At 51.8% G+C, this 25,021-nt stretch carries 19 protein-coding genes and 3 tRNA genes; 20 read left to right on the top strand and 2 right to left on the bottom strand.

Annotation, left to right across the window (positions count from 1 at the left end; translation table 11 throughout):
* The first annotated feature begins 3 nt into the window (after window positions 1-3).
* From Q399_RS0110895 to Q399_RS0110850, 9 genes are all read left to right on the top strand, one after another.
* Complete coding sequence (locus Q399_RS0110895) at window positions 4-1,206, top strand: aspartate kinase (RefSeq protein ID WP_031568393.1); 1,203 nt, start codon at window positions 4-6, stop codon at window positions 1,204-1,206.
* Window positions 1,207-1,325: 119 nt separating this feature from the next.
* Window positions 1,326-1,529, top strand: a complete 204-nt coding sequence (gene csrA / locus Q399_RS0110890) for a carbon storage regulator CsrA (protein WP_031568392.1) — start codon at window positions 1,326-1,328, stop codon at window positions 1,527-1,529.
* A 167-nt stretch (window positions 1,530-1,696) separates the two neighbouring features.
* Window positions 1,697-1,786, top strand: a tRNA-Ser gene (locus Q399_RS0110885).
* Between the two features lie 18 nt (window positions 1,787-1,804).
* Window positions 1,805-1,881: transfer RNA gene (locus tag Q399_RS0110880), tRNA-Arg, on the top strand.
* Window positions 1,882-1,945: 64 nt separating this feature from the next.
* A tRNA-Arg gene (locus Q399_RS0110875) sits at window positions 1,946-2,022 on the top strand.
* 375 nt (window positions 2,023-2,397) lie between these two features.
* On the top strand, window positions 2,398-4,434 hold the full coding sequence (locus tag Q399_RS0110870) for a methyl-accepting chemotaxis protein (RefSeq protein WP_031568391.1): 2,037 nt from the start codon (window positions 2,398-2,400) through the stop codon (window positions 4,432-4,434).
* A gap of 242 nt (window positions 4,435-4,676) precedes the next feature.
* Window positions 4,677-5,819 (top strand): hypothetical protein, encoded by a 1,143-nt coding sequence (locus tag Q399_RS0110860; protein WP_031568390.1) that lies wholly within the window; start codon window positions 4,677-4,679, stop codon window positions 5,817-5,819.
* Complete coding sequence (locus Q399_RS0110855; RefSeq protein WP_031568389.1) at window positions 5,813-6,349, top strand: polysaccharide biosynthesis/export family protein; 537 nt, start codon at window positions 5,813-5,815, stop codon at window positions 6,347-6,349. Before Q399_RS0110860 ends, Q399_RS0110855 begins: the two co-directional genes overlap by 7 nt.
* On the top strand, window positions 6,349-8,469 hold the full coding sequence (locus Q399_RS0110850; protein ID WP_031568388.1) for a GumC family protein: 2,121 nt from the start codon (window positions 6,349-6,351) through the stop codon (window positions 8,467-8,469). Before Q399_RS0110855 ends, Q399_RS0110850 begins: the two co-directional genes overlap by 1 nt.
* A gap of 50 nt (window positions 8,470-8,519) precedes the next feature.
* Here the strand turns inward: Q399_RS0110850 and luxS are convergent, their stop codons facing one another.
* Window positions 8,520-9,026, bottom strand: coding sequence for an S-ribosylhomocysteine lyase (luxS, locus tag Q399_RS0110845; protein ID WP_031568387.1), 507 nt, complete (start codon window positions 9,024-9,026; stop codon window positions 8,520-8,522).
* 250 nt (window positions 9,027-9,276) lie between these two features.
* Between luxS and dnaK the strand changes: the two genes are divergently transcribed.
* The 3 genes from dnaK to Q399_RS0110830 all read left to right on the top strand — a co-directional run bounded on the left by dnaK (window position 9,277) and on the right by Q399_RS0110830 (window position 13,325).
* A complete protein-coding gene (gene dnaK, locus Q399_RS0110840) occupies window positions 9,277-11,178 on the top strand; it encodes a molecular chaperone DnaK (protein WP_031568386.1) in 1,902 nt (633 codons plus the stop codon).
* 111 nt (window positions 11,179-11,289) lie between these two features.
* A complete protein-coding gene (dnaJ, locus tag Q399_RS0110835; protein WP_031568384.1) occupies window positions 11,290-12,429 on the top strand; it encodes a molecular chaperone DnaJ in 1,140 nt (379 codons plus the stop codon).
* Between the two features lie 89 nt (window positions 12,430-12,518).
* A complete protein-coding gene (locus tag Q399_RS0110830; RefSeq protein WP_031568383.1) occupies window positions 12,519-13,325 on the top strand; it encodes a M48 family metallopeptidase in 807 nt (268 codons plus the stop codon).
* A 66-nt stretch (window positions 13,326-13,391) separates the two neighbouring features.
* Here the strand turns inward: Q399_RS0110830 and Q399_RS0110825 are convergent, their stop codons facing one another.
* A complete protein-coding gene (locus tag Q399_RS0110825) occupies window positions 13,392-14,702 on the bottom strand; it encodes a Na+/H+ antiporter NhaC family protein (protein ID WP_031568382.1) in 1,311 nt (436 codons plus the stop codon).
* A 256-nt stretch (window positions 14,703-14,958) separates the two neighbouring features.
* On the opposite strand from Q399_RS0110825, the gene Q399_RS0110820 reads away from it, so the two are divergent.
* The 8 genes from Q399_RS0110820 (at window position 14,959) to Q399_RS0110785 (ending at window position 24,932) form a co-directional block, all read left to right on the top strand.
* Window positions 14,959-16,113: an iron-containing alcohol dehydrogenase gene (locus tag Q399_RS0110820; RefSeq protein WP_031568381.1), complete on the top strand. Its 1,155-nt coding sequence runs from the start codon at window positions 14,959-14,961 to the stop codon at window positions 16,111-16,113.
* Between the two features lie 143 nt (window positions 16,114-16,256).
* Window positions 16,257-17,123: a nucleotidyltransferase family protein gene (locus tag Q399_RS0110815; protein ID WP_031568380.1), complete on the top strand. Its 867-nt coding sequence runs from the start codon at window positions 16,257-16,259 to the stop codon at window positions 17,121-17,123.
* 58 nt (window positions 17,124-17,181) lie between these two features.
* Window positions 17,182-18,267 (top strand): phosphotransferase enzyme family protein, encoded by a 1,086-nt coding sequence (locus tag Q399_RS0110810; protein WP_031568379.1) that lies wholly within the window; start codon window positions 17,182-17,184, stop codon window positions 18,265-18,267.
* Between the two features lie 255 nt (window positions 18,268-18,522).
* On the top strand, window positions 18,523-19,332 hold the full coding sequence (gene dapB / locus Q399_RS0110805; RefSeq protein WP_031568378.1) for a 4-hydroxy-tetrahydrodipicolinate reductase: 810 nt from the start codon (window positions 18,523-18,525) through the stop codon (window positions 19,330-19,332).
* Between the two features lie 197 nt (window positions 19,333-19,529).
* Window positions 19,530-20,660 (top strand): glutamine-hydrolyzing carbamoyl-phosphate synthase small subunit, encoded by a 1,131-nt coding sequence (gene carA / locus Q399_RS0110800; RefSeq protein ID WP_031568377.1) that lies wholly within the window; start codon window positions 19,530-19,532, stop codon window positions 20,658-20,660.
* A gap of 18 nt (window positions 20,661-20,678) precedes the next feature.
* A complete protein-coding gene (carB, locus tag Q399_RS0110795; RefSeq protein ID WP_031568376.1) occupies window positions 20,679-23,900 on the top strand; it encodes a carbamoyl-phosphate synthase large subunit in 3,222 nt (1,073 codons plus the stop codon).
* Window positions 23,897-24,373 carry a transcription elongation factor GreA gene (greA, locus tag Q399_RS0110790; protein WP_031568375.1) on the top strand — a complete coding sequence of 159 codons (477 nt, stop codon included), beginning with the start codon at window positions 23,897-23,899 and terminating at the stop codon, window positions 24,371-24,373. Before carB ends, greA begins: the two co-directional genes overlap by 4 nt.
* A gap of 130 nt (window positions 24,374-24,503) precedes the next feature.
* Window positions 24,504-24,932 carry a hypothetical protein gene (locus Q399_RS0110785; RefSeq protein WP_031568374.1) on the top strand — a complete coding sequence of 143 codons (429 nt, stop codon included), beginning with the start codon at window positions 24,504-24,506 and terminating at the stop codon, window positions 24,930-24,932.
* The last annotated feature ends 89 nt before the right edge of the window (window positions 24,933-25,021 follow it).

Raw genomic sequence — 25,021 nt, 5'->3', positions numbered from 1 at the left:
CAGGTGGCATTACTGGTCCAGAAGTTCGGTGGTACCTCAGTCGGCACCACCGAACGTATTGAAGCGGTGGCGGAGCTGATTATCCGCACAGTACAGGCTGGGCACAAAGTCGTGGCTGTGGTTTCTGCAATGGCGGGGGATACCAACCGGCTGTTGGGCCTGGCGCAACAGATTGATGCCAAAGCAGCACCGCGTGAGCTTGATGTGCTGGCGGCAGCCGGCGAGCAAGTCTCAGTGGCGTTGCTGGCTATCGCGCTGATTAAACGCGGTTATCCGGCGGTGTCATTGCTGGCCGACCAGGTTTGTATTCGCACCGATAACAAATTTGGCCGCGCCCGGATTGAAGAGGTTGAAACCCACCGGCTGCAACAGGAGCTGGAGCAGGGCCATATCGTGGTCGTGGCCGGTTTTCAGGGCCGCGACTTTGAAGGCAACCTGACCACACTGGGCCGCGGTGGCTCTGATACCTCTGCTGTAGCGCTTGCTGCTGCATTGCAGGCCGATGAGTGTCAGATTTATACCGATGTTGATGGTGTTTATACGATAGACCCACGCATTTGTCCGGCGGCACAGCGCTTAGCCTATATCCCATACAGCGATATGCTGGAACTGGCCAGTGTTGGCGCTAAAGTGCTGCATTCGCGCTCGGTGGAATATGCCGGCCGTTTTCAGGTGTTACTTCGGGTGCTGTCTACCTTCAGGCCGGATGCCGGCACGCTGATGGTGTATGGTGAAGCCCCGCAGCAGCCGCTGCTGTCTGGCATTGCCTGTCAGCATGGCCTGACCCGCATCCATCTGGAGCAGGCCAGTCCTGAGCTGACGTCCTCCATGCTGGAATTGTTGAGTAGCAGGAACATTGACGTTGACATGGTCCGGACTGACACGGACTCCGTACAACAGGCAGAATGGGCGCTGGCGAATACTGATTGGCAGCAAGTTGCTGAGGAGGCTCGGGAATTGCTGAAAATTTGTCAGGGGGCGACGCTCCGTAGTCAGGCAAATCTTGCTAAACTGTCGGTGGTTGGCTGCGGCATCGGTACACAAGCTGATATAGTGACCCGTGTGCATCAGTTGTTCGATTCGCTGAATATAGAGCTTTGGGCTGTTTATCAAACGCAGACCCGGTTGTCAGTGCTGATGGCCGCTGAACAGGTAGACGCCACCGCAGCAAAATTGCATCAGGTTTTGTTCGGCAGCGATAATTAATCGCTGGATTTTCATAAATTTGAATGCTGAGTTATCATTGAGACAAGGACGCGTTGGCACAATACCAAGCGTCGTAGTTATCGCTGGGAAATCTGGGATTAAAGGATAGGAGCAAACGAATGCTTATTTTGACCCGTCGCGTTGGTGAGACATTAATGATTGGTGACGAAGTGACAGTCACAGTGTTAGGCGTTAAAGGGAATCAGGTACGGATTGGGGTGAATGCGCCAAAAGAAGTCTCTGTGCACCGCGAAGAAATCTACATGCGAATTCAGGCTGAAAAGGGCACTCCAGGCAGTTACAGCCAGGATGATGATCAATAAATCTGTTTTGGTAAATCATTGTTTTTATTGTTTTGTTGCGTGAAAAATGGCCAGTTTAGTGAATAATTGCGCAGATTGTCTAAAAGGTCGGCAATCGCACAATCCGGCTCAAAATATTGTTTGACTTATTTTCCTGAAACATTAATATACGCACCGCAACGTAGCGCGGAGAGATGGCCGAGTGGCTGAAGGCGCACCCCTGCTAAGGGTGTATAGGGGAAACTCTATCGAGGGTTCGAATCCCTCTCCCTCCGCCAGTTGTTTTTAGATTAGATGGACGCATAGCTCAGCTGGATAGAGTACTCGGCTACGAACCGAGCGGTCGGAGGTTCGAATCCTCCTGCGTCCGCCATCTGAAACACTGGCACTGCAAGCAACACTGTAAAATGTAAGACCTGTCGCAAGACATACTCACCGGACGCATAGCTCAGCTGGATAGAGTACTCGGCTACGAACCGAGCGGTCGGAGGTTCGAATCCTCCTGCGTCCGCCATTAAACCTGCTTAATGCAGGTTTTTTTGTTTTTGCCATCCTGGTAAAAATCCCTGCGGGACCAGCTGAAGCTGTCTTCACTTCACTCCCCAAACTTTTTAGGTCGTCGGTGATCGCGTCTGATGCCAAGGCGCTTGCGCTCATTCAGTTCAACAGACCTCAACGATGCTCCCCTGTGGTGCACCAGACTCGGCTTGGCCGCAATCAACGTGCGGTTTGGCGCATGGTTCGCTTTATTTTGCACGCAAATAGCGCAAATCAGCAGTAACTTAATTAGATAAACTCTTTAATATCATTAATTTAGCCGAATCTGGTGACTGACTGGATTTAATTGTGATGTTGTGATTTGATGGTTCCGCACATGTTTGGGGGAATTATGTTGTATCAAAAAATAACATCAATAAAAAAGAAAATTCTGTTAGCGGTGGGCGGTTCTACCGCAGTGTTACTGGCGATTGCAGCACTGCTGGTGATCCAGCAAATTGCTGCGCAAACCAGGGCCCAGGTTCAGGCCGAAGCGCAGAGTCTGATGCAAAAAGAAGCGGTGTCAGTTGGCCAGTTTTTTGCGGAGTATGCTCAGGTTGCCAAAACCTTTTTACATAATCCGCAGTTCCAGCAGTGGTTTGTAAGTTATCCCGGCCGTGGTACTGATCTGGCGACTGCTGCCGGCTATCCACAAATCAACGCGACTTTTAAAACTATCAGTGGCAGCGACGCCAACATCCTGTCGGCCTTTTTTGCGCTGACCCGTTCGGACGAATATTTTCGCGAAGATTCCAGAACCGGTGTCGATGTCGAAGGGCCAGACAAAGGTGTGGTAGACAAAGGTTATTTTGCCAGCCAACGCCCCTGGTATATCGAAACGATGAAACACAATAAGTTTTTCGTTGGGTCACCGTCGGCGGATTTTACCACCGGGATTGTTTCTGCCGTAGTCGAAGGGCCGGTCTACTTACCAGACGGCACTTTGCTAGGGGTTGGTGGGCTGGACCTGCACATTAACAAAGTTGGCGATAAAGTAGAAACCATTCGTTATCAGGGGGAAGGCTTCCCCTTTCTGTTAGATGGTAAAGGCCAAATCGTGCATTTCTCAGAGCGGGCTGGTATCACCACTAAAGCCAATGATCCAATCGCAGCGTTTGACAGCAACATCGAAGACAGTAAAGGCTTTGCGGAGCTCAGCAAGGCAGCTATACAAAGCCGTGCCGGGTTTGCGCCGATGCGCCTCAATGGTGCTGACTATTATGTGGCATATCAGCCGGTTAGCCGCGACTTTCCACAGATGAACTGGCTGGTAGGGATTTTGATCCCGGCGGCGTTAATCGACGCGCCGATTGAGAGCGCCGTGCAGTGGTCTATTGCCGGTGCCTTGCTGATCCTCGTTTTAATAACCAGCAGTATTATGCTGACAACCAGTGTGATCACCAAGCCACTGCAGCAGCTGACCGCGGCCATGCAAGACATCGCCAGTGGGGATGGTGATTTAACCCGACGTATTGATATCGCAGCACAAGACGAAGTCGGGGCTTTGGCACGACACTTTAATACCTTTGTCAGTAAGTTGCGCCAGTCGTTGGCGCAAACACAGCTGCAGGCCGAACAGGTTAAACAATCCAGTGAACACCTCAATCAGGTGGTAGGGCTGACTAACCAGGAAATTCAACACGAAAAATTACAGATTGATTCTGTGTCTGCCGCAGTGACTGAAATGGCGGCCACTGTGCAGGAAATCAGCCGTAACGCTCAGTCCACCAGCCAGGCGGCTGCAGATGCCGATGAGCGTGGCCAGCAGGGCGCTACGTTGTCCCAACTGGCGGTTGCCGATATGGAGTCGTTGAATCAGACCATGCGGTCGGCGGTCGATGTGGTCGTTGGCCTCGCCAAAGAGTCTGAGAATATCGGTACTGTGGTGGATGTGATCAAAGGCATCGCGGAACAGACCAATCTGTTGGCACTGAATGCCGCGATTGAAGCGGCGCGTGCCGGTGAACAGGGCCGTGGTTTTGCTGTGGTTGCCGATGAAGTGCGTTCACTGGCCGGTCGCACCAGGGAAAGTACCGACGATATCCGTCGCATGGTTGAAAAACTACAGTCAATAGCGAAACAGGCAGAAGACGCGATGCAGCAAGGCCGCAGTCAGACCGAAACCAGTGCTGAGCGGGCGAGAGCGATGCAGCAATCGTTACACGCCATCAGTGCTGCTATCGTGGTGGTTCAGCAGCAAAGCACGCAAATCGCGGTGGCGACTGAGCAGCAGACCATTGTCGCTGATGATATCAACCGCAGTCTGACTTCTATTACTGCGCTAGTGGATAATACCGCCGGACACGCGCAGGAACTGACCGGTGAAGCACTGCAGCTCGATAATTCAGCATCGGCACTGAACCAGGTTGTGGCACAATTTCGGATTTAAGTGCTGCAGCAGACCGAACGAACCGGAACGGCCACAGGCAGCTTACTGTGGCCGTTTTTACTGGTGCAGGTGCCGGGTTCAATCAGCTGTAGCTAAGTCGTAAAGTGGATCATTATGTTTACACAGATTTCGGCGGAGGAACCGGCATAAAGGCTTTGTTTTTTATGCGTTCTCCATTACCATGCAGTGAAGGGAAAAATAAAAGGAAGATAGGGATATTTTATTTTTCAAGAGCATTTTGCATGAACAGGTCGTATTTAACCGGATTTATACCTCTTTTTATCGTCACTTCAGCGCAGATATCTGCAGCAGACTGGGAACAGGCCCATCACGAAGTCAGCACCGTTGCCGGGGTGCAAAGCAGCAACAATTTATTTAACACTGCAGTACAGCAATTGCAGGACCAACATCTATATGCCGGCCTGAATTGGGACTGGCTGGGGTTATTTGAAGGTTTTGGCGTGCAGTGGCCGCTACAGGTCCGGCGCAGGCAATATCTTGACCAAACCAACCTGAATGCGACCCTGTACCAGTTGCAGCCTGAATTGCGCTTATTTTTGACGCCACAAACAGACCTGGCACTGCAAGCCACATTGAACAAACAGCAATTCTTAGCGGGTGATGATGCCGCAGAATTTCTCAGTCCTGAGGCCGGTGCGCTGGATGAAACCCAGCAGGGTATGCAGGCGGCGCTGAGCTTTGGCCGGGCGCCGGATACGCAAAATCTGCAGGTTAAACTTGCCACTGAACAGCGCCGGCAGAAAGTACAGGACCACCTGTATTCGCAGCTGGACAGCGATCTGGCTGAGCTGAATTACAGTCATAAATGGAATGAAAATGTCGCGCTGGTGCTGGATATCGCCCGTCGACAGGAACAGCAAAATCAACGTGATTCCGATGTAAATCAATATGGTGCCGGTATCGCCGTGCAATGGACAGGTCAGCAGTATTTCCGCCTGACAGGCGGCCGGTTTGTGCGCAGTTTTGCCGGCCAGCAACTGGACGACGCCACTGGGAGCTATTGGCAGCTGAATAATCTCTGGCAGCTGGACAGCCGCTGGCAGTTAGAACTGCAAAGTGGCCGGCGTTCCGTGTTGTCTTATGCCAGTCAGAGTATTTCGCAGCTCGATACTGAACATCTGGCTGCTGTGCGCTGGCAATATGATCAATCGCATCAGTTTGCGGCACAAGTCAATCGTTTGGTCAGCCGCCTGGATCAAAGCAATTATCGCCGGACCCGCGATGCGATCGGTGCCAGCTGGCAATGGCAGTGGGCCCAGCAATGGCGCAGCGTGCTGCAGGTCAGCCAGGTACAGCAAAGCCGTGAGCAGCAACCAGACCGTAACAGGCTGGAAGTCGCCGCAGAAGTGAGTTGGGCATGGTGATCCCGCGTTTGCTGCTGTTATGCCTGTTACTGGTGCCGGGCGTTGTGCTGGCTGAGTCCGGGCAAACAACCGGTTTACAGAGCTATAAGTTTGGCCCTGGTGATGCACTGAAAATCAGCGTGTACCAGGAGCCGGATTTATCGGTGACAGCTGAGATCTCTCAGCAGGGTTATATTGATATGCCTTTACTGGGCAGCATCAAAATGACCGGTCACACCCAGCAAAGTGCCAAAGAATATCTGGAGCAGCGGTTGAAAGACGGTTATCTGGTCTCGCCGAGCGTATCCATCACCATCGACAGCTACCGGCCGTTTTTTATCTACGGCGAAGTCCGTAATCCCGGCAGCTACGATTATCAGCCAGACATCACGCTGGAGCAGGCGATTGCTTTATCCGGTGGTCTGTTAGATCGCGCCTCGCGCAGCGCCTGGCATATCCAGCGCGGCGCAGATAAAGCGACCTTTAAAGCTGCAGCTGATACCATCATCCTGCCAGGCGATGTGATCAAGATTGATAAGAGTTTCTTCTGATGCAAGCTGAACCGCAACGCAGTGCCCCCCCAGCCAGTGACGTGATTGAACTTGGCGTCATACTGGCTATTTTATCGGCCAGGCGTTGGTTGATTGTGCTGATAAGCTCAGTAATTTTTGCCTTAGTGACCGCATTTGTCGCCCAGTTACCTTCCATGTATCGGGCAGAAACTACGCTGATGATTAAAAGCGTGCTGGCGGCAAATCCGTTACAGTCGCTTATTCCCGGAATGAGTGGTGGCAATGAAGAGCTGGACACCCAGATTAAACTGCTGACGTCGACCCAGTTTGCCCAGGATGTGGTCAAGGGGCTGCCCGCGGACCTGGAACTTGGTATTCCTGATGACCGGCGCCGTGACGATGTTGCCGCATTATTAGCCGGGCTTTCAGTACAGGCGGTGCCAAAAACCACGCTGCTGCAAATTTCATTCAACCACCACAATCCTTATATCGCAGCCGAAATTGTTAATCAGGTTGCCAGCCATTTTATGAATTACCAGTCCGGACTGATGCAGCAGCATAATCATCAGGCCAGTGACTGGATCAAACAACGGGTGGACGAAGTCAAAGCCAAGCTGACCGATTCAGAGCTGAAACTGCAGCAGTTCCGCCAGGAGCGCAATATCATCGACATCGGCAGCGATATTGAGCTGAGCAAGCAGGAAATTGCGCAACTGTTCAGTGAACGCCGTCAGCTGCAGAAACAATCCGACGAGCTGGCAGTGTTACTCAGTAAAATTCAGCAAGCGGGGCAAAATTACGAGGTGCTGATCACCATCCCTGAAGTGGCTTCTGTGCCGGTGATTGCCTCGCTGCAACAACAATTGGCGATGTTACAGGCGGACTTCGCTCAGCTGCGGCTCAGTTACCTGGAAAAACATCCGCGTTACATTGCTGCTAATCGCAAAATTGAAGTGGCCAGTCAGCAGCTCAACAGCGAAGTGAACAAGCTGGCTGGCAATCTGCAAATTCGCCAGCGCGACCTGCAGCGTAATTTACAGGAAACCAGCGTGAAAGCCGACGCGGCGACGGCGCGTCTGGAACAGCTGGTTGCTGTGGGGCAGAGCCACAAAAAGCTGGAAGCAGAAATTCAGGCCAATCTGCATTTACTGACCACTTTGTCCGACAAAATGAAAGAAACCGAGCTGATGAAGGACATCAATAAGACCTCGAGTATCTTTGTGGTTGACCCGGCGGTAGTGCCGGTCAAACCCATTGGGCCCAAGCGTTTACTGTTATCGGTGGCGGCATTGGTGCTTGGCCTGATCAGTGCGGTGTTTTTAGTGCTTTGTCTGCATTTCTTTGCCGATGTCACCTCGAAATACCGGCATATCGCCAGCCGCTACGGCTATAAATTACTCGGCGTCGTGCCACAAATCCGTATCAAAGGCATTGACCGTAATCTGCCGGTGATCCAACAGTCTGGCAAGCAATACACCTTGTATCAGGAATATATCCGTTCGCTGCGCACCAATATCCTGCTGGATAAACAACTGAGCACGCAGCGTTTGCTGGCCTTGACCTCAATTTCACCAAATGAAGGTAAATCCAGTATCTGTTTGCAGCTGGCCAAATCGTTTTCCGAGCTGGAACGGGTCATTATCATTGACGCTGATTTACGTTTTCCGGCACTCGCCGAAGCGCTTGGCGAAAACCCGCACCGACCGGGTTTAACTAACTTACTGGCCAAAACCCATACTTTTGAGCAATGCGTGTTTTACAGCAAAGAACTCAATGCCGACGTGTTGCCATCCGGCATCCGGCCAATGAACCCGTTGCTGTTTTTGTCAATGCCGCGTTTTGACGCAGTGCTCAAAGTGCTGGCGAAGAAATACGACCGCGTCATTATCGAATGTCCGCCGATTTTGTCGGTGTCAGATGCGATGGTCGTGGCCAAATGTGTCGGCAAGCTGGAACTGGTGGTGGATGTGAAAAAAACACCGCTGGTGGATTTTGCCGCCAAAATGGATTTGTTGTCGCAGTCCGGTGTCAATATCGGTGGCGTGATCCTGAACCGGGTGAAAAACGACACGTCGAACTACTATGCTACTTCGGCTACGCGCGCCAAGCAGCCGTCAGCACTGCGCCAGCTACTGCACGACAATCTGCGCCGTGCCTGAAAACAAAAAACGCCACTTTCGCGGCGTTTTTTCAGACTTTACCTGCTGAATTAGTGATTTAAAAATTCCGGTGCCAGCGTAAGCTCGTCGTTGCGGTTAATCCCGACGCCACGGTCGATAATGTTTTGTGCGATTTGGCGTGCTTCCTCCAGTGAATGCATCTCATAAGTACCACACTGGTATACATTCAACTCCGGGATTTTATTCTGGTCCTGTACTTGCAGCACGTCATTCATTGCCGCCTGCCAGGCTTTGGCAACGCGATCTTCGTCCGGTGTTCCAATCAGGCTCATGTAAAAACCGGTGCGACAGCCCATCGGTGAAATATCGATGATCTCCACGCCGTTGCCATTTAAGTGGTCACGCATAAAACCGGCGAACAAGTGCTCGAGTGTGTGGATACCTTTTTCTGACAGAATTTCCTGGTTCGGTACGCAAAAACGCAGGTCAAACACAGTGATGTCGTCGCCTTTTGGCGTAGTCATTTTTTTCGCCACGCGCACGGCGGGGGCTTTCATAATGGTGTGGTCAACGGTAAAGCTGTCGAGTAATGGCATGCTGGGTTTCTCCGTAAGAACAATGCGCCGATTATAGCGGTGCCGGTTGGCCTTGGGTACGAAAATTCCGCGGTGGCAGATTAGGCGACTGCGTGGATTGGCCGAAGTTCCCGCTTTTACCCGCTGTTTTGCCCCATTAAACGCAGAAAAATGAAAATTTTTGTTGGAATAACCTTGAATCGATCAGGGGTAAACCCCATTAACCGGTCAACACAATGAAATTGTTCCAAATTATAGAGCGGAGTAAATTATGGGCAGAATTATTGGTATTGACTTAGGTACAACTAACAGCTGTGTGGCTATCCTCGACGGCGACCAGCCTCGCGTTATTGAAAACGCTGAAGGCGCCCGCACCACACCATCGATCATCGCTTATGCCGAAGATGGCGAAGTTCTGGTCGGTCAGCCGGCAAAACGTCAGGCAGTCACTAACCCGAAAAATACTTTGTTTGCTATCAAACGTCTGATCGGCCGTCGTTTTGAAGACGCCGAAGTACAGCGTGATATCAAAATCATGCCATACCAAATCACCCGTGCTGACAATGGCGACGCCTGGGTTGAAGTCAAAGGCAAAAAATTAGCTGCACCGCAAATTTCTGCTGAAGTGCTGAAAAAAATGAAGAAAACTGCTGAAGATTATCTGGGCGAGCCAGTGACAGAAGCGGTGATCACAGTGCCGGCTTACTTCAACGACGCGCAGCGTCAGGCAACCAAAGACGCCGGCCGTATCGCGGGTCTGGAAGTGAAACGGATTATCAACGAGCCAACAGCTGCGGCGCTGGCTTATGGTATGGACAAGAAAAAAGGCGACACCAAAATTGCGGTGTACGACTTAGGTGGTGGTACTTTTGATATCTCGATCATCGAAATCGACGATGTTGATGGCGAGCAAACGTTCGAAGTACTGTCGACCAACGGTGACACCCACTTAGGTGGTGAAGACTTCGACTCACGCCTGATCAACTATCTGGTAGATGAGTTCAAAAAAGAACAAGGCATTGACCTGCGCAACGACCCGCTGGCGATGCAACGTCTGAAAGAATCAGCAGAAAAGGCCAAAATCGAGCTGTCTTCTGCATCTCAGACTGAAGTGAATCTGCCGTATATCACTGCTGATGCGACAGGTCCAAAACACCTGAACATCAAAGTGACGCGCGCCAAACTGGAAGCATTGGTGGAAGATCTGATCAGCCGCACTATCGAGCCGCTGAAACAAGCGCTGAAAGACGCAGATCTGTCAGTTGGTGAAATCGACGACATCATTCTGGTTGGCGGTCAAACCCGGATGCCTAAAGTACAGGAAGCTGTGACAGCGTTCTTCGGCAAAGAACCACGCAAAGACGTCAACCCGGACGAAGCGGTTGCCGTTGGTGCTGCTATCCAGGGCGCGGTGTTGTCTGGTGACGTGACTGACGTATTACTGCTGGACGTAACCCCACTGTCTTTAGGTATCGAGACTATGGGTAGCGTGATGACGGCGCTGATTGAGAAGAACACGACTATTCCAACCAAGAAGTCGCAAACGTTCTCAACTGCCGAAGATAACCAGTCTGCTGTGACTATTCACGTCCTGCAGGGTGAGCGTAAACAAGCGTCTGCCAACAAGTCGCTGGGTCAGTTTAACTTAGAAGGCATTCGTCCGGCGCGTCGTGGCGAGCCGCAAATCGAAGTAACTTTCGATTTAGACGCCGATGGTATCCTGCACGTGTCAGCGAAAGACAAAGACACTGGTAAAGAGCAGAAGATCACCATCAAGTCGTCTTCAGGTCTGACTGACGATGAAATCCAGCGCATGGTTCGCGACGCCGAGCTGAACGCCGAAGAAGACAAGAAGTTCGAAGAGCTGGTGCAAACCCGTAACCAGGCCGACGCGCTGGTGCACGCCACCCGTAAACAGGTGGAAGAAGCGGGTGCAAACCTTGCAACTAACGACAAACAAGAGATTGAAGCCGCTATCAGCGCGTTGGAAAGCGTGATTAAAGGTAGCGACAAAGCGGAAATCGAAGCCAAGACTCAGGCGCTGGTTCAGGCTGCACAAAAACTGCAGGCTGCTGCGCAGCAACATAGTCCTGGCGCTGAGGCAGGCAATGCCAAAAACGCCAACGACGACGTGGTCGACGCTGAGTTTGAAGAAGTTAAAGACAACAAGTAAGCGTTGTCTTGGTAAGACCAAAGCATTAAGCTGCGGTCTTCTGAACAGTGAAAGCGACCGCCCCGGCGGTCGCTTGTTTATCCGCTGACCCTGAACAGTTGAAGCAGCATTATGTCAAAGCGTGATTATTACGAAGTGTTGGGCGTCAGCAAAGGCGCCGACGAAAAAGAGATTAAAAAGGCTTATAAGCGCCTGGCGATGAAATATCACCCTGATAGAACGCAGGGCGATAAAGCCATGGAAGAGAAATTCAAAGAAGTTCAGGAAGCCTATGAGATCCTGAACGACGAGCAGAAACGTGCCGCTTACGACCAGTATGGTCATGCCGGTGTGGACCCAAACCGTGGTGCCGGTGGTTTTGGCGGCGGTGGCGCAGATTTTGGTGACATCTTCGGCGATGTGTTCGGCGACATCTTCGGCGGTGGCCGTCGTGGTGGCGGTAGCCAGCGTGCCCAGCGAGGCTCTGACCTACGCTATAACCTCGAACTGAGTCTGGAAGAAGCGGTCAAAGGCAAAGAGCTGGAGATCAAAGTGCCGACGCTGGTGTCCTGTGATACCTGTGACGGCTCAGGTGCTAAAAAAGGCACTTCAGCCAAGACTTGTGGCACCTGTCAGGGCCATGGTCAGGTCACGATGCGCCAGGGCTTTTTCGCCGTGCAACAAACTTGTCCGACCTGTAACGGCCGTGGCAAGATCATCCCGGAACCGTGTCCGAAATGCCATGGCGAAGGCCGCGTCGAAAAGACCAAGATGCTGAAAGTGAAGATCCCGGCAGGTGTCGACACGGGCGACCGCATCCGGTTGACCGGCGAAGGCGAGGCGGGCATGCATGGCGCGCCGGCAGGTGACTTGTATGTGCAGGTGCATGTGAAAGATCACCCGATTTTTGTCCGTGATGGCAATAATCTAGCCTGTGAAGTGCCAATCAGCTTCTCGATTGCAGCCCTTGGTGGTGAAATTGATGTGCCGACGCTTGATGGCCGCGTCAAACTGAAGATCCCGGCCGAAACCCAGACCGATAAAATGTTCCGTCTACGCGGCAAAGGCGTGCAGTCGGTGCGCGGTGGCGGTGTTGGTGATTTAGTCTGTAAAGTGGTGGTGGAAACGCCAGTCAATTTGTCTGACAAGCAAAAAGACTTGCTGCGTCAACTGGATGAAAGCTGGGCCGGTGACAGCGAAGCCACACATAGACCGAAGTCCAAAGGGTTCTTCGATGGTGTGAAGAAATTCTTCGATGATTTAACCGGTTAACTGCCAGCTCGAAAATCACCGCCAGCCTCGCTGGCGGTGTTGTTTTGCCAGGCTGTAATTTTGAAGTTTTTTTACGAACAGGATTTCTGATGAAAAAACCAACCATGCTCTGGACCGCGGTGTCATTCGCGCTCGGTTTAACCGCCTGTGCCGAGTCACCGACCGGCCGGCCGCAACTGATGTTATTTGACCAAACACAGGTCAATAAAATGGGTATTCAGACGTTTGAAGATCTGAAAGCCAAAACACCGGTCAGTAAAGACAAAAAAACTAATCAATACGTGCAGTGCGTGGCGAAGCAGGTGCTGAGTGTCACACCAGCGAAATATCAGCAGAATCCCTGGGAAATCGTGGTGTTTGAAAGCGATCAGGTCAATGCCTTTGCATTACCGGGTGGCAAAATCGGTGTGTACACCGGTCTGCTGCTGGTCGCTGAGAACCAGCATCAGCTGGCGGCCGTCATCGGCCATGAAATCGCCCACGTCATGTCCGGTCATTCCAATGAGCGTTTATCCAGCAATCAGGCAGTGCAGGCCACTTTAGGTGTCGCTGATGTGGCACTTAGCGCAATGGATACCCGCTTTAAAACCGAGCTGTCAACTGCTTTTGGTCTCGGCGCCCAGGTTGGCGTGATTTTGCCTTTTAGCCGGGTACATGAATCCGAAGCCGATTTAATTGGCCTGGAGCTGATGGCCAAGGCGGGTTTTAAGCCGGAAGAGTCAGTGAAGCTGTGGCAAAACATGGCGAAACAAGGCAGCGGTGGCACACCACAGATTTTGTCGAGCCACCCGGTACCAGAGAATCGCATCAAGGCACTGCAAAAAAATATGCCGAAAGCGGATGCTGAATATCAGCAGCGTAAAGCCAGTGGCGGTTTACCGGCCTGTAATAAATAAGTCCTGGTGTTCAGGCATAGAAAATCCCGCAACTGCGGGATTTTTACTTTATACGCAACGACACTATCAGCGGCCGCGTGCCGGCCGCAACAGGATCACGCCAACCGCGACTAGCAGTAGAATCAAACAGTAATAACTCTGCGTCACCACATCCCAGGGCGATAAGCTGAAGCTGGCACCCAGCAACAACGCCTGAGCACCATAAGGCACTAACCCCTGACTGATACAAGAGAAGATATCGAGCAAGCTGGCGCTGCGTCTTGGGCTGATATCATGATGCTGTGCTAAGTCACGGCTGACATCAGCAGCCAGCACAATGGCCACCGTATTGTTGGCAATACAAAGGTTACTGATAAACACCAGCGCAGCAATCGCAAGCTGCTGGGCTTTATTGCCAGCCAGCCGCAGTTGTTTTGCCAGACCATCAATGAGGCCTGCTATCCAGGCGAGGCCGCCCTGCGCCTTCACAAATTCGCCCAAAGCACCAACAAACATCGACAGCAGGAAAATCTCCTGCATGCTGCCAAAGCCTTTAAAAATATCTTTGCCAAGGTTTGCCAATGCATAATCGGCAAATAACACACCTTGCAATGCCGCCAGTACGATGCCGAGTAACAACACGGCAAAAACATTCATGCCGGCGATCGCCAGGATTAAAATGGCGGCATAAGGCAACACGCCGCTCCAGCTGAAGGCTTTGGCTTCAATCACCTGATCTGTGGTTGCAAGGCCGGCAAATAACAGCACAGTCAAAACAGCGGCAGGCGTGGCAATTTTCAGGTTTTCACGGAATTTATCTTTCATTTCCGCGCCTTGGGTGCGGGTCGACGCAATCGTTGTATCGGAGATAATTGATAAATTATCGCCAAACATGGCGCCACTTAACAAAGCGCCCGCCATTAAGGCTGGTTCAATTTGTGCTTGTTGTGACAGGCCTACTGCTATAGGTGCCAAAGCGCCGATAGTGCCCATTGAGGTGCCCATGGCGGTGGCGACGACTGCAGAAATGACAAACAAACCGGGTAAAATCAGGCTGGCCGGTACCAGGCTTAAACCGGCATTGACCACTGCATCCACACCGCCGGTCGCCTGAGCGACAGTGGCAAAAGCACCAGCCAGCAAATAGATGATACACATGGTGATGATGTTGCTGTTGCCGGCACCTTTGACCAGCAAATCAATCGATTCGGTCAGTGGCGCGCGGTGCAACCAGACAGCCAGCACCAAGGCTGGCAGTATCGCCACGGGCCCGGGCAGCTGATAAAACGCATAAGCCACGCCCTGACTTTGCAGGTAGAGGCCAGTGCCTAAAAATAATGAAACAAACAGCAACAACGGCAATAAAGACCGTTTGGCGCCGACGGCAGATCCGGACATGCTAAACCTCGGTATTCAAATGCCGGCGTCAAGCTGACACCGGAACAATCTTGGTTAATTTAATTACTTTTATGTTTTTAATAATTTTGCGGAATATAAGGACGTCCAGAAGGCCTGTCAATATGAATTAGGACTTGCTTATAACGATGTTTTACCGCAATTTGCCGCAAATGCCGAATTTTTTCCCTTGAAATCCATCACGGGGTGGCCATATCAGCTGAATACTGAGTTCATCTCACCATTGCCGGAGCCCGTTATGCTGAATTTTACCTTCCAGAATCCGACCCGTATTGTGTTTGGCGAAGGCCAAATCATCCAATTGCGCCAGCTGGTCCCTGCCGGTGCCCGGGTGTTGCTGACTTATGGCGGCGGCTCGATCAAACACAATGGCGTGTATGACCAGGTGAAAACGGCGCTGAAGGATTTTACGGTATTTGAATTTGGCGGTATTGAGCCGAACCCAAGCTATGAGACGTTAAGCAAAGCAGTGGCCCTGGTACATGCCGAGCAAATCGATTTCCTGCTGGCGGTCGGCGGTGGCAGCGTGGTTGATGGTACTAAATATATCGCTGCGGCGGCGCGTTATGACGGAGAAGGCTGGGACATCCTCAGTAAACAGGTGAAGTTAAAAGCAGCTGTGGCTTTAGGCTGCGTACTGACATTGCCGGCCACTGGCTCTGAGAGCAATGGTTTTGCCGTCATCACCAAACAAGCTACGCAGCAAAAATTGTCCTTTGGCAGCCCGCTGGTGTATCCGCAGTTTGCCGTATTGGACCCGACTGTGACTTATTCGCTGCCGGCCAAACAGCTGGCGAACGGTGTTGTCGACGCATATATCCACGTGATGGAGCAGTATCTGACTTATCCGGTTGGGGCGGCGGTACAGGACCGTTTTGCTGAAGGCTTATTATTGACCTTGCTGGAGTTTGGCCCTAAAGCCATTGCAGCGCCGCAGGATTACAATATCCGCGCCAATCTGATGTGGACTGCGACAATGGCGCTCAATGGCCTGATTGGCGTTGGGGTGCCGCAGGACTGGTCAACGCATATGATTGGCCATCAGCTGACCGCTTTATACGGATTGGATCACGCCCAGACACTGGCGATAGTACTGCCTGCCGTGATGCAGCAACAGCGTGAGCAAAAGCGCGAGAAGTTATTACAATACGGCCGCCGTGTATTTAACCTGCAACATCAGGATGAAGAGCGGCTGATTGATGAAACCATTAGCCATACCCGGGCATTTTTTGAGCAAATGGGCGTGCCGACCCGACTGGCCGATTACGGTATCAATGCGGATCCCAAAGCGGCTGTTGTCGCTAAACTGACCGAGTTAAAAGCAGAGCGGTTAGGTGAACATGGCGATATCACGCCTGACGTGGTCGCGCAAATTCTGCAGCGGGCACTCTGAGCATTTACCTGCTGATGGCGCATGGCATTTGCGCGCACCTGGTCAGCTGACGATGGCATAGTAACTGTGGTACATTGTTGTTAAAGTGTTAATAAGCGCCGGCTCTGCCGGCGCTGTTTTATTCAGGCAGGAGAAAACCAGTCATGACTGCAGCGGTTTCATTATTAGTACTCGCGGGTGGCATGGGCAGTCGTTTTGGTGGTGACAAACAGCTGGCGACTGTTGGTAATACCGGCCGGCCACTGTTGTATTTCAGCGTGATGGACGCTTATCGCGCCGGTATCCGCCATTTGGTGCTGGTGATCCGGCAGAACTTACAGGCATTGTTTATCGAGCAGGTTTTACCGACCTTACCGGCTGATTTGAAAGTTGATTTTGTTGTGCAGCACCTTCACGACATCCCTGCAGATTGTGTTTTGCCAACTGTGGCCAGAACTAAACCCTGGGGTACGGCTCATGCGGTCTGGTCAGCGCGCCGGCAGCTGACACAACCTTTTATTGTCATTAACGCCGATGATTATTACGGCGCCGACGCGATGCTTCAGTTAGTAGATCATTTTTCTACGCCAGCCAGCAGCTGGGCTATGGTGGCTTATCCACTGGCGCTGACTTTGTCGGAGCATGGCGGGGTGAACCGCGGTTGTTGTCAGGTTGAAAATGGGCAGTTGTTAAAGGTCGCTGAATGGACTGAGATCCATGCCGGCACTGATGGCGTGTTAAGTGGGCTGGACGAACAAGGCGTGCGCCGGCCATTGTCCGGACAACAGCTGGTATCGATGAATATCTGGGGCTTTACCCCAAATTTGCTGACGCGGCTGGAAACACAGCTCCGGCAATTTTTTCAGGCAGGCCCGGGTGAAAAAGCGGAATCTTATTTGCCGGTGGCGGTAGACGATGCCTTGCAGCACGGCCAGCAGCTGGCTGTGATGGTCTCAACCGACGCATGGCGCGGGATCACTTATCCGGCCGATTTGGCAGCGCTCGGCAGTTTTTTTGACAATAAAATCTAATCAAGCACAATAGTCGGCTTGCTCAAACTCTGTGTGGGCCGTCAATCAGGTAAGTTCTATGTCAGTTGAATCAGCCGCAGCTGCGGTGTCGTCGTTATTGCCAGCCGATGTGCTGGCGGCTTATCAGTTTTCGCCGGACGCTTCAGTCCGTTTATTTGGCAATGGCCATATCAATCGGACTTATCTGATTGAAAATTCAACGCAAAAGCTCATTCTGCAGCAAATCAATACGCAGATTTTCCCGTCGCCGCAGCAACTGGTCGACAATGCGCTGCGGATTGAACAGCATCTGGAACAAAAACAAGCACAAGGCCAATATCCATTACAGATCCTGCGTCAGCAGCCTCGCCAGGATGGTGGTTATTTAAGTGGTGAACAGGCAGATTTACGCGCCTTGGCCTTTATTGACGGCGGCCGCAGTATCGAAGTGGTCGACACCGCAGAGCAGGCATTTGCCGCTGCACTGACTTTTGGCCAATTTGCCGCGGCACTGGCCGACTTTCCGGCCGACGAGCTGCATACCGTTATTCCGGATTTTCACAATCTGGCGTTTCGCTTCCGGCAGCTTGATGAGGCGGCTTCGCAAAACAAAGCCGGCCGGCTTAGTGGTTGTCAGGATTTACTGAATTATTGTCTGTCGCAGCGCACTCTGGTGGCAGAACTCGAAGCTGTATGTGCTGAGCTGCCACGACGGGTGTGTCACAACGATACCAAAATCAACAACATGCTGTATTCGGACGCAGAGGGTCGCGGTATTGCTGCTATCGATTTGGATACCTGTATGCCAGGGTACTGGTTATTTGATTTTGGCGATATGGTGCGCACCTGCTGCTCGCCGGAACCGGAAGATTCGTTAAATCCGGCAGCAGTGCGTATTCGTCCGGAGATTTTCACTGCGTTAGCGCAAGGTTATCTGCAAGGTCTTGCCGGTATTATCACGCCTGCAGAGCGGCAAAGCCTGTGGCTTGGTGCCAAAGTGATGTGTCTGATGATTGGCATCCGCTTTTTGGCTGACCATTTAAACGGCGATTGTTATTTCGCCGTGCACAGGCCAAATCACAATTTACAGCGTGCCGAAAACCAACTGCGTTTGTATCTGGATTTATTGGCGCAACAGGCCCAATTGCAGCCTCTGCTGAAATAAATTGCGCTTTTGGCGAATTCGTTACAACTAAACAGACCGATACACCGACTGAGTGGATGTTGTTGTCTGACTTACGCACCCTTCGGGGTGCGTTTTTTTTGAAAATGACAGAGGTCGTAGTTAAAGCGTCTGCGCAGCTTTTACAGAACAAGGCAGCAAATTTGATTAGAGCCGCCGGCAATTTTTTGCTTTAATAAGCCACTTTTTTAAATATGGCGGTCTGGACTGCCATTTTGGCGATACAGGAATTCACAAATGACCTCGATTGGCATCTTTGGCGCCAATGGCCGCATGGGCCGCGCTTTAGTGACAGTGGCAAAAGAACAACAGTTAAACCTGACTGCCGCTACAGTGCGTGCTGGCTCTGAGCTTATCGGCACAGATGCCGGCGAACTGGCAGGTTGCGGTAAATTACAGCTGGCGCTAACGGAAACCAGCCTCGCAGCAGTAGAAACAGCCGATGTTTGGGTTGATTTCACCATGCCGGAAGCGATGCTGGCCCATCTGAAACTGGCGGTCGCGGCGAAAAAAGCCATGGTGATTGGCGTGACGGGGCTGACGGATGCACAGTATGCCGAGGTTCAGGCTGCGAGTAAGGTTATCCCGATCGTCTGGGCGCCGAATATGAGCGTTGGCGTCAATTTGCTGCTGCATCTGGTGCAAACCGCCGCAAGAGTGATGGGGCAGAGTGCTGATATTGAAATCATTGAAGCCCACCATAGGTTTAAAAAGGACGCGCCGAGCGGTACAGCGCTTGCCATCGGCAACAGCATTGCCAAAGCCATAGGCCGGGACTTAAAAGAATGCGCTGTGTATGGCCGCGAAGGCATCACTGGCGAGCGCGATCAACAGACTATCGGCTTTGCCACAGTGCGTGGCGGCGACATCATTGGCGACCATACCGCACTCTTTGCGGACCTGGGGGAACGTCTGGAAATCACTCACAAAGCATCCAGCCGTAACACTTTTGCCCAAGGTGCGTTGCGCGCGGCCTTGTGGTTGAAAAATCAACAGCTTGGACTTTATTCTATGCAACAAGTGTTGGGTTTGGCTGACTTAACATAGATTTTTGGCTTTTTTAGCGCAAATTTGTGATAAAGCCGTTATTTTCGCAAAAATCCAAAAAATAGTTAGACCAAAGAGCGCAAATAGCCTAGAATAAGCAGGTTTGCCTAGGCAGAACTGAGTACACAATTTCTGGGTCAAAACGGGTGGTAAAACAGCAGCATTTTACGCCCGTTTTTTGCTGTTTGGAGGTTATCTTGACTAAGTCCGCCCTGCTCGTACTGGAAGACGGCACCGTATTTCGTGGTACAGCCATTGGCGCTGAAGGTGTGTCGGTTGGTGAAGTGGTATTTAATACTTCTATGACCGGGTATCAGGAGATCCTGACCGACCCTTCGTATGCAGAACAAATGGTCACTTTGACCTATCCCCACATTGGTAATACCGGCACCAATGATGAAGATGAGGAATCCGGCAGAGTATGGGCTAAAGGCCTGATTATTCGTGACCTTCCGCTTCTCGCTTCTAATTTCCGCAATCAACGTTCCCTTAGTCAATACCTCAAAGATCACAACGTCCTCGGCATCGCCGATATTGATACCCGTAAACTGACCCGCATCCTGCGTGAAAAAGGCGCACAAAACGGCTGTCTGATGGCTGGTGATATTGATGAAGCGAAGGCACTGGAACTGGCGCGTAGCTTCCCTGGTTTGTCCGGCATGGATCTGGCCAAAGAAGTGACGGTTAAAGCGCCGTACAGCTTCAGTGAAGGCAGCTGGGCGCTTGGACAAGGTCACCGTGCTGCACCTGAGTCAGTATTTCACGTCGTTGCTTATGATTTTGGTGTGAAACGCAATATTCTACGTATGTTGGTTGACCGCGGCTGTCGTTTAACTGTGGTTCCGGCGCAAACTCCTGCTGCAGAAGTGTTAGCGCTGAATCCAGATGGTATCTTTCTGTCCAACGGCCCTGGCGACCCGGCACCTTGTACATATGCCATTGAAGCTATTAAATCTTTCCTCGAAACCGATATTCCGGTGTTTGGTATTTGCCTCGGTCACCAACTGCTGGCACTCGCCAGTGGGGCAAAAACCCTGAAGATGAAGTTTGGTCACCATGGTGGTAACCATCCGGTGCAAAACCTCGACAGCAAAAAAGTGCTGATCACGGCGCAAAACCACGGCTTCGCCGTTGATGAAGCGACACTGCCGGCCAATTTACGCGCCACGCACAAGTCACTGTTTGATGGTTCACTGCAGGGCATTCACCGTACGGATAAGCCGGCGTTCAGTTTTCAGGGGCACCCGGAAGCTAGTCCGGGCCCGCATGAGGCCAGTGAATTATTTGACCACTTCATCACACTGATGCAACAGCGTAACGCCAAATAAGCCAGGATTGACAGAGCTATGCCAAAACGTACCGACCTTAAAAGTATTTTAATCCTGGGCGCAGGCCCAATCGTTATCGGTCAGGCTTGTGAGTTTGACTATTCAGGTGCCCAGGCTTGTAAAGCGCTGAAGGAAGAGGGTTACCGGGTCATTCTGGTGAACTCAAACCCGGCGACTATCATGACCGACCCGGAAATGGCCGATGCAACTTACATTGAGCCTATCCACTGGCAAGTGGTAGAAAAAATCATCGAAAAAGAGCGGCCATGTGCGGTGTTACCGACTATGGGTGGCCAGACGGCACTGAACTGTGCGCTGGATCTGGAACGTCATGGTGTGCTGGCGAAATATAACGTCGAGATGATTGGTGCTACTGCTGACGCCATCGACAAAGCCGAAGACCGTGGTCGTTTTGACAAAGCCATGCGCTCTATTGGTTTGTCTTGCCCACGCGCCGGTTTTGCGCATTCGATGGAAGAGGCCTATCAGGTGCTGGAAACCATTGGTTTCCCATGTATTATCCGTCCGTCGTTCACCATGGGCGGCTCCGGTGGCGGTATCGCGTACAACCGCGAAGAATTCGACGAAATCTGTACCCGCGGTCTCGATTTATCGCCGACCAAAGAGCTGCTGATTGATGAATCGCTGATCGGCTGGAAAGAATACGAAATGGAAGTGGTGCGGGATAAAAACGACAACTGCATCATTGTCTGTTCAATTGAAAACTTCGACCCGATGGGCGTGCACACCGGTGACTCTATCACTGTGGCACCAGCTCAGACGCTGACCGACAAAGAATACCAAATCATGCGCAACGCCTCTCTGGCAGTGCTGCGTGAAATCGGTGTAGAAACCGGCGGCTCAAACGTGCAGTTTGGTATCAACCCGGTTGATGGCCGCATGGTGATCATCGAGATGAACCCGCGGGTATCACGCTCTTCAGCGCTTGCATCTAAAGCAACCGGTTTCCCAATTGCCAAAGTTGCGGCCAAGCTGGCGATTGGTTACACGCTTGACGAGCTGGCCAATGACATCACCGGCGGCCGTACGCCTGCGTCATTCGAGCCGAGTATCGATTATGTTGTGACCAAAGTGCCACGCTTTAACTTCGAGAAATTTGCCGGTGCGAATGACCGTCTGACCACACAGATGAAATCGGTTGGTGAAGTGATGGCGATTGGCCGTAACCAGCAGGAATCGCTGCAAAAAGCGTTGCGTGGCCTTGAAATTGGCGTTTGTGGTTTAGATCCAATCATCGATATCAATGCGCCGGAAGCGAAAGAAAAAATCACCCGTGAACTGCGTGAACCGGGCTCACACCGCATTTGGTACATCGCCGATGCCTTCCGCTTTGGCATGAGCATGGATGAGATCTTTAAGCTGACCAATATCGACCCATGGTTCCTGGTTCAGCTGGAAGATTTAGTAAAAGAAGAAGCAGCTATCAAAGCGGCTGGCTTCGCCGGTCTGGATCAGGCACGCCTGACAGTACTGAAACGCAAAGGTTTTGCCGACAAACGCATCGCTGACATTCTGGGCGTGGCGGAAGCGGAAGTGCGGAAAAAACGTCATGGTTTTGGCCTGCACCCGGTGTACAAACGTGTGGATACCTGTGCGGCAGAGTTCGCGTCCGACACCGCGTACATGTACAGCACCTACGATGAAGAGTGTGAAGCGGCACCAAGCAACCGCGACAAAATCATGATCATCGGTGGTGGCCCGAACCGTATCGGCCAGGGGATCGAGTTTGACTATTGCTGTGTGCACGCGGCACTGGCACTGCGCGAAGATGGTTATGAGACCATTATGGTCAACTGTAACCCGGAAACAGTATCGACCGATTACGACACTTCAGATCGCCTGTACTTCGAGCCGATCACACTGGAAGACGTGCTGGAAATCGTCAAGAAAGAACAGCCTAAAGGCGTGATCGTGCAATATGGTGGCCAAACGCCACTGAAATTGGCGCGTGCGTTAGAAGCCAACGGCGTGCCAATTATCGGCACTTCGCCGGACGCGATTGACCGCGCCGAAGACCGCGAACGTTTCCAGCAGGCGGTAGAACGTCTTGGCCTGAAACAGCCGAAAAACGCCACAGTCACCAGCCTCGAAGAAGCACTGACCAAAGCGCCTGATATCGGTTATCCGATGGTGGTGCGTCCTTCTTATGTACTGGGTGGCCGTGCCATGGAAATCGTTTATGACGACATCGACTTACGGCGTTATATGACCGAAGCGGTGTCGGTATCAAACGACTCGCCGGTGTTGCTGGACCGTTTCCTGGACGATGCGATTGAAGTCGATATCGATGCGATTTGTGACGGCAAAGAAGTCGTCATCGGCGGTATCATGGAACACATCGAACAAGCTGGTGTGCACTCAGGTGACTCGGCCTGTTCATTGCCACCACACAGCCTGAATCAACAAATTCAGGATGTGATGCGTGACCAGGTGCGTAAACTGGCGCTTGAATTAGGCGTTGTTGGTCTGATGAATACCCAGTTTGCTGTCAAAGACGGTGAAGTGTACCTGATTGAAGTGAACCCGCGTGCCGCGCGCACAGTGCCATTTGTGTCTAAAGCCACCGGCGTTGCAGTGGCTAAAGTCGGCGCCCGCTGTATGGCCGGCCGTTCACTGCAGGAACAAGGCGTGACCAAAGAGATCATCCCACCGTATTTCTCAGTGAAAGAAGTGGTGATCCCATTTAACAAGTTCCCAGGTGTTGACCCTATCCTTGGCCCAGAAATGCGCTCGACCGGCGAAGTGATGGGCGTTGGCGAAACCTTCGCCGAAGCTTTTGCCAAGAGTGAACTGGGGGCAGGAACGCTGATCCCAACGGGTGGCCGTGCTTTACTTTCGGTCCGTGATAGCGATAAAGTGCGCGTCGTTGAACTGGCAAAAACCATGGTTAGCCTCGGTTTTGAGCTGGATGCCACCGGCGGTACCGCAAAAGCGTTGCAGGCTGCAGGTATTCCATGTCGCGAAGTCAGCAAAGTATTTGAAGGCCGCCCGCACATTTTGGATCGGATTAAAAACGGTGAGTACAGCTATATCGTGAATACCACCGAAGGCCGTCAGGCGATTGAAGATTCAAAAGTGTTACGTCGTGGCGCCCTGCAACACAAAGCCAATTACACCACGACCCTGAATGCCGCATTCGCGACCTGTAAAGCTAACGCCGCCAATGCGTTTGGTACAGTGAATTCGGTGCAGGAGTTACATAAGAGAGTTAACGGATGAGTCAAATCCCGATGACAGTTCAAGGCGCGCAGCGTCTGCGTGATGAACTGCATGAACTGAAAACAGTGAAGCGGCCGGCGATTATCGAAGCCATTGCCGAAGCGCGTGAGCATGGTGATCTGAAAGAAAATGCGGAATACCATGCCGCCCGTGAAGCACAAGGGTTTTGTGAAGGCCGTATTCAGGATATTGAAGGCAAACTGTCGAACGCACAGATCATCGATATCAGTAAGCTGACCAACAACGGCAAAGTGATTTTCGGCTCGACTGTGACCATTCTGAATCTGGATTCAGAGGAAGAAGTCACCTACAAAATCGTTGGCGATGATGAAGCTGATATCAAGAACAATCTGATTTCAGTCAATTCGCCGATTGCCCGTGGCCTGATAGGCAAGAACCAGGATGATGTGGTGAATATCACCACACCCTCTGGCGTGGTTGAGTTTGAAATCACTGACGTGCAATATCTCTGAATAAGACTTTGGTCTTAAATTCAGTTGAAAAAAGCGGCTTCGGCCGCTTTTGTTATTTTTATCGAATGGGACTGTGGTTTAATAACAGCTTAACAGCCATTGCACCTGCTGATGTCCCTCGGAGCCTCAGATGAGAAGTAATCATCCCGCGTTTGAATTGGTACTTGAAGATCAGACCTTGTGGGTACGGGCCTTTGGCGTGTGGACTATCCGTGATGTGGAAGATTATGTCCGGGCATTCCGTCTGGTGGTTGCGCCAGTGATTGATAAGCCCTGGGCGTTGGTATTGGACGTCCGGCAATGGCAGGCTAGCCCTTCGGAGATTTTTGCGGCGGCGTTGGATAACAGCGAATGGTGTCTGGCTCATCAACTGGCGCATGTGATTGCATTGGTGCCAGCCGATCATCTGGTAGGCTGGCAGTTCGTCAAAGCAACGTCGGTCGACCTGCCTGGTTCACTGGTGCGTCAACGCGCAGGTACTGATGAAGAAGCCCGGCAGAATTTAATGGTTGCGGGTTTTGTTCAGCCTACGAAACCACAAGCCATTTCGCAGGCATAAAAAACTGCAGGAGCAGTTTTTAACAACGCCAAGCGTTGGCCTGAAAGGTGAGCGCCATGGATGGCAGCGCATAAAAAACTGCAGGAGCA

Origin of the sequence: Rheinheimera texasensis DSM 17496 (assembly GCF_000711985.1) — a bacterium.
Lineage (GTDB): Bacteria > Pseudomonadota > Gammaproteobacteria > Enterobacterales > Alteromonadaceae > Pararheinheimera > Pararheinheimera texasensis.
The sequence above is the reverse complement of the archived record's forward strand: the minus strand, read 5'-3'. Positions and strand labels throughout refer to the sequence as shown.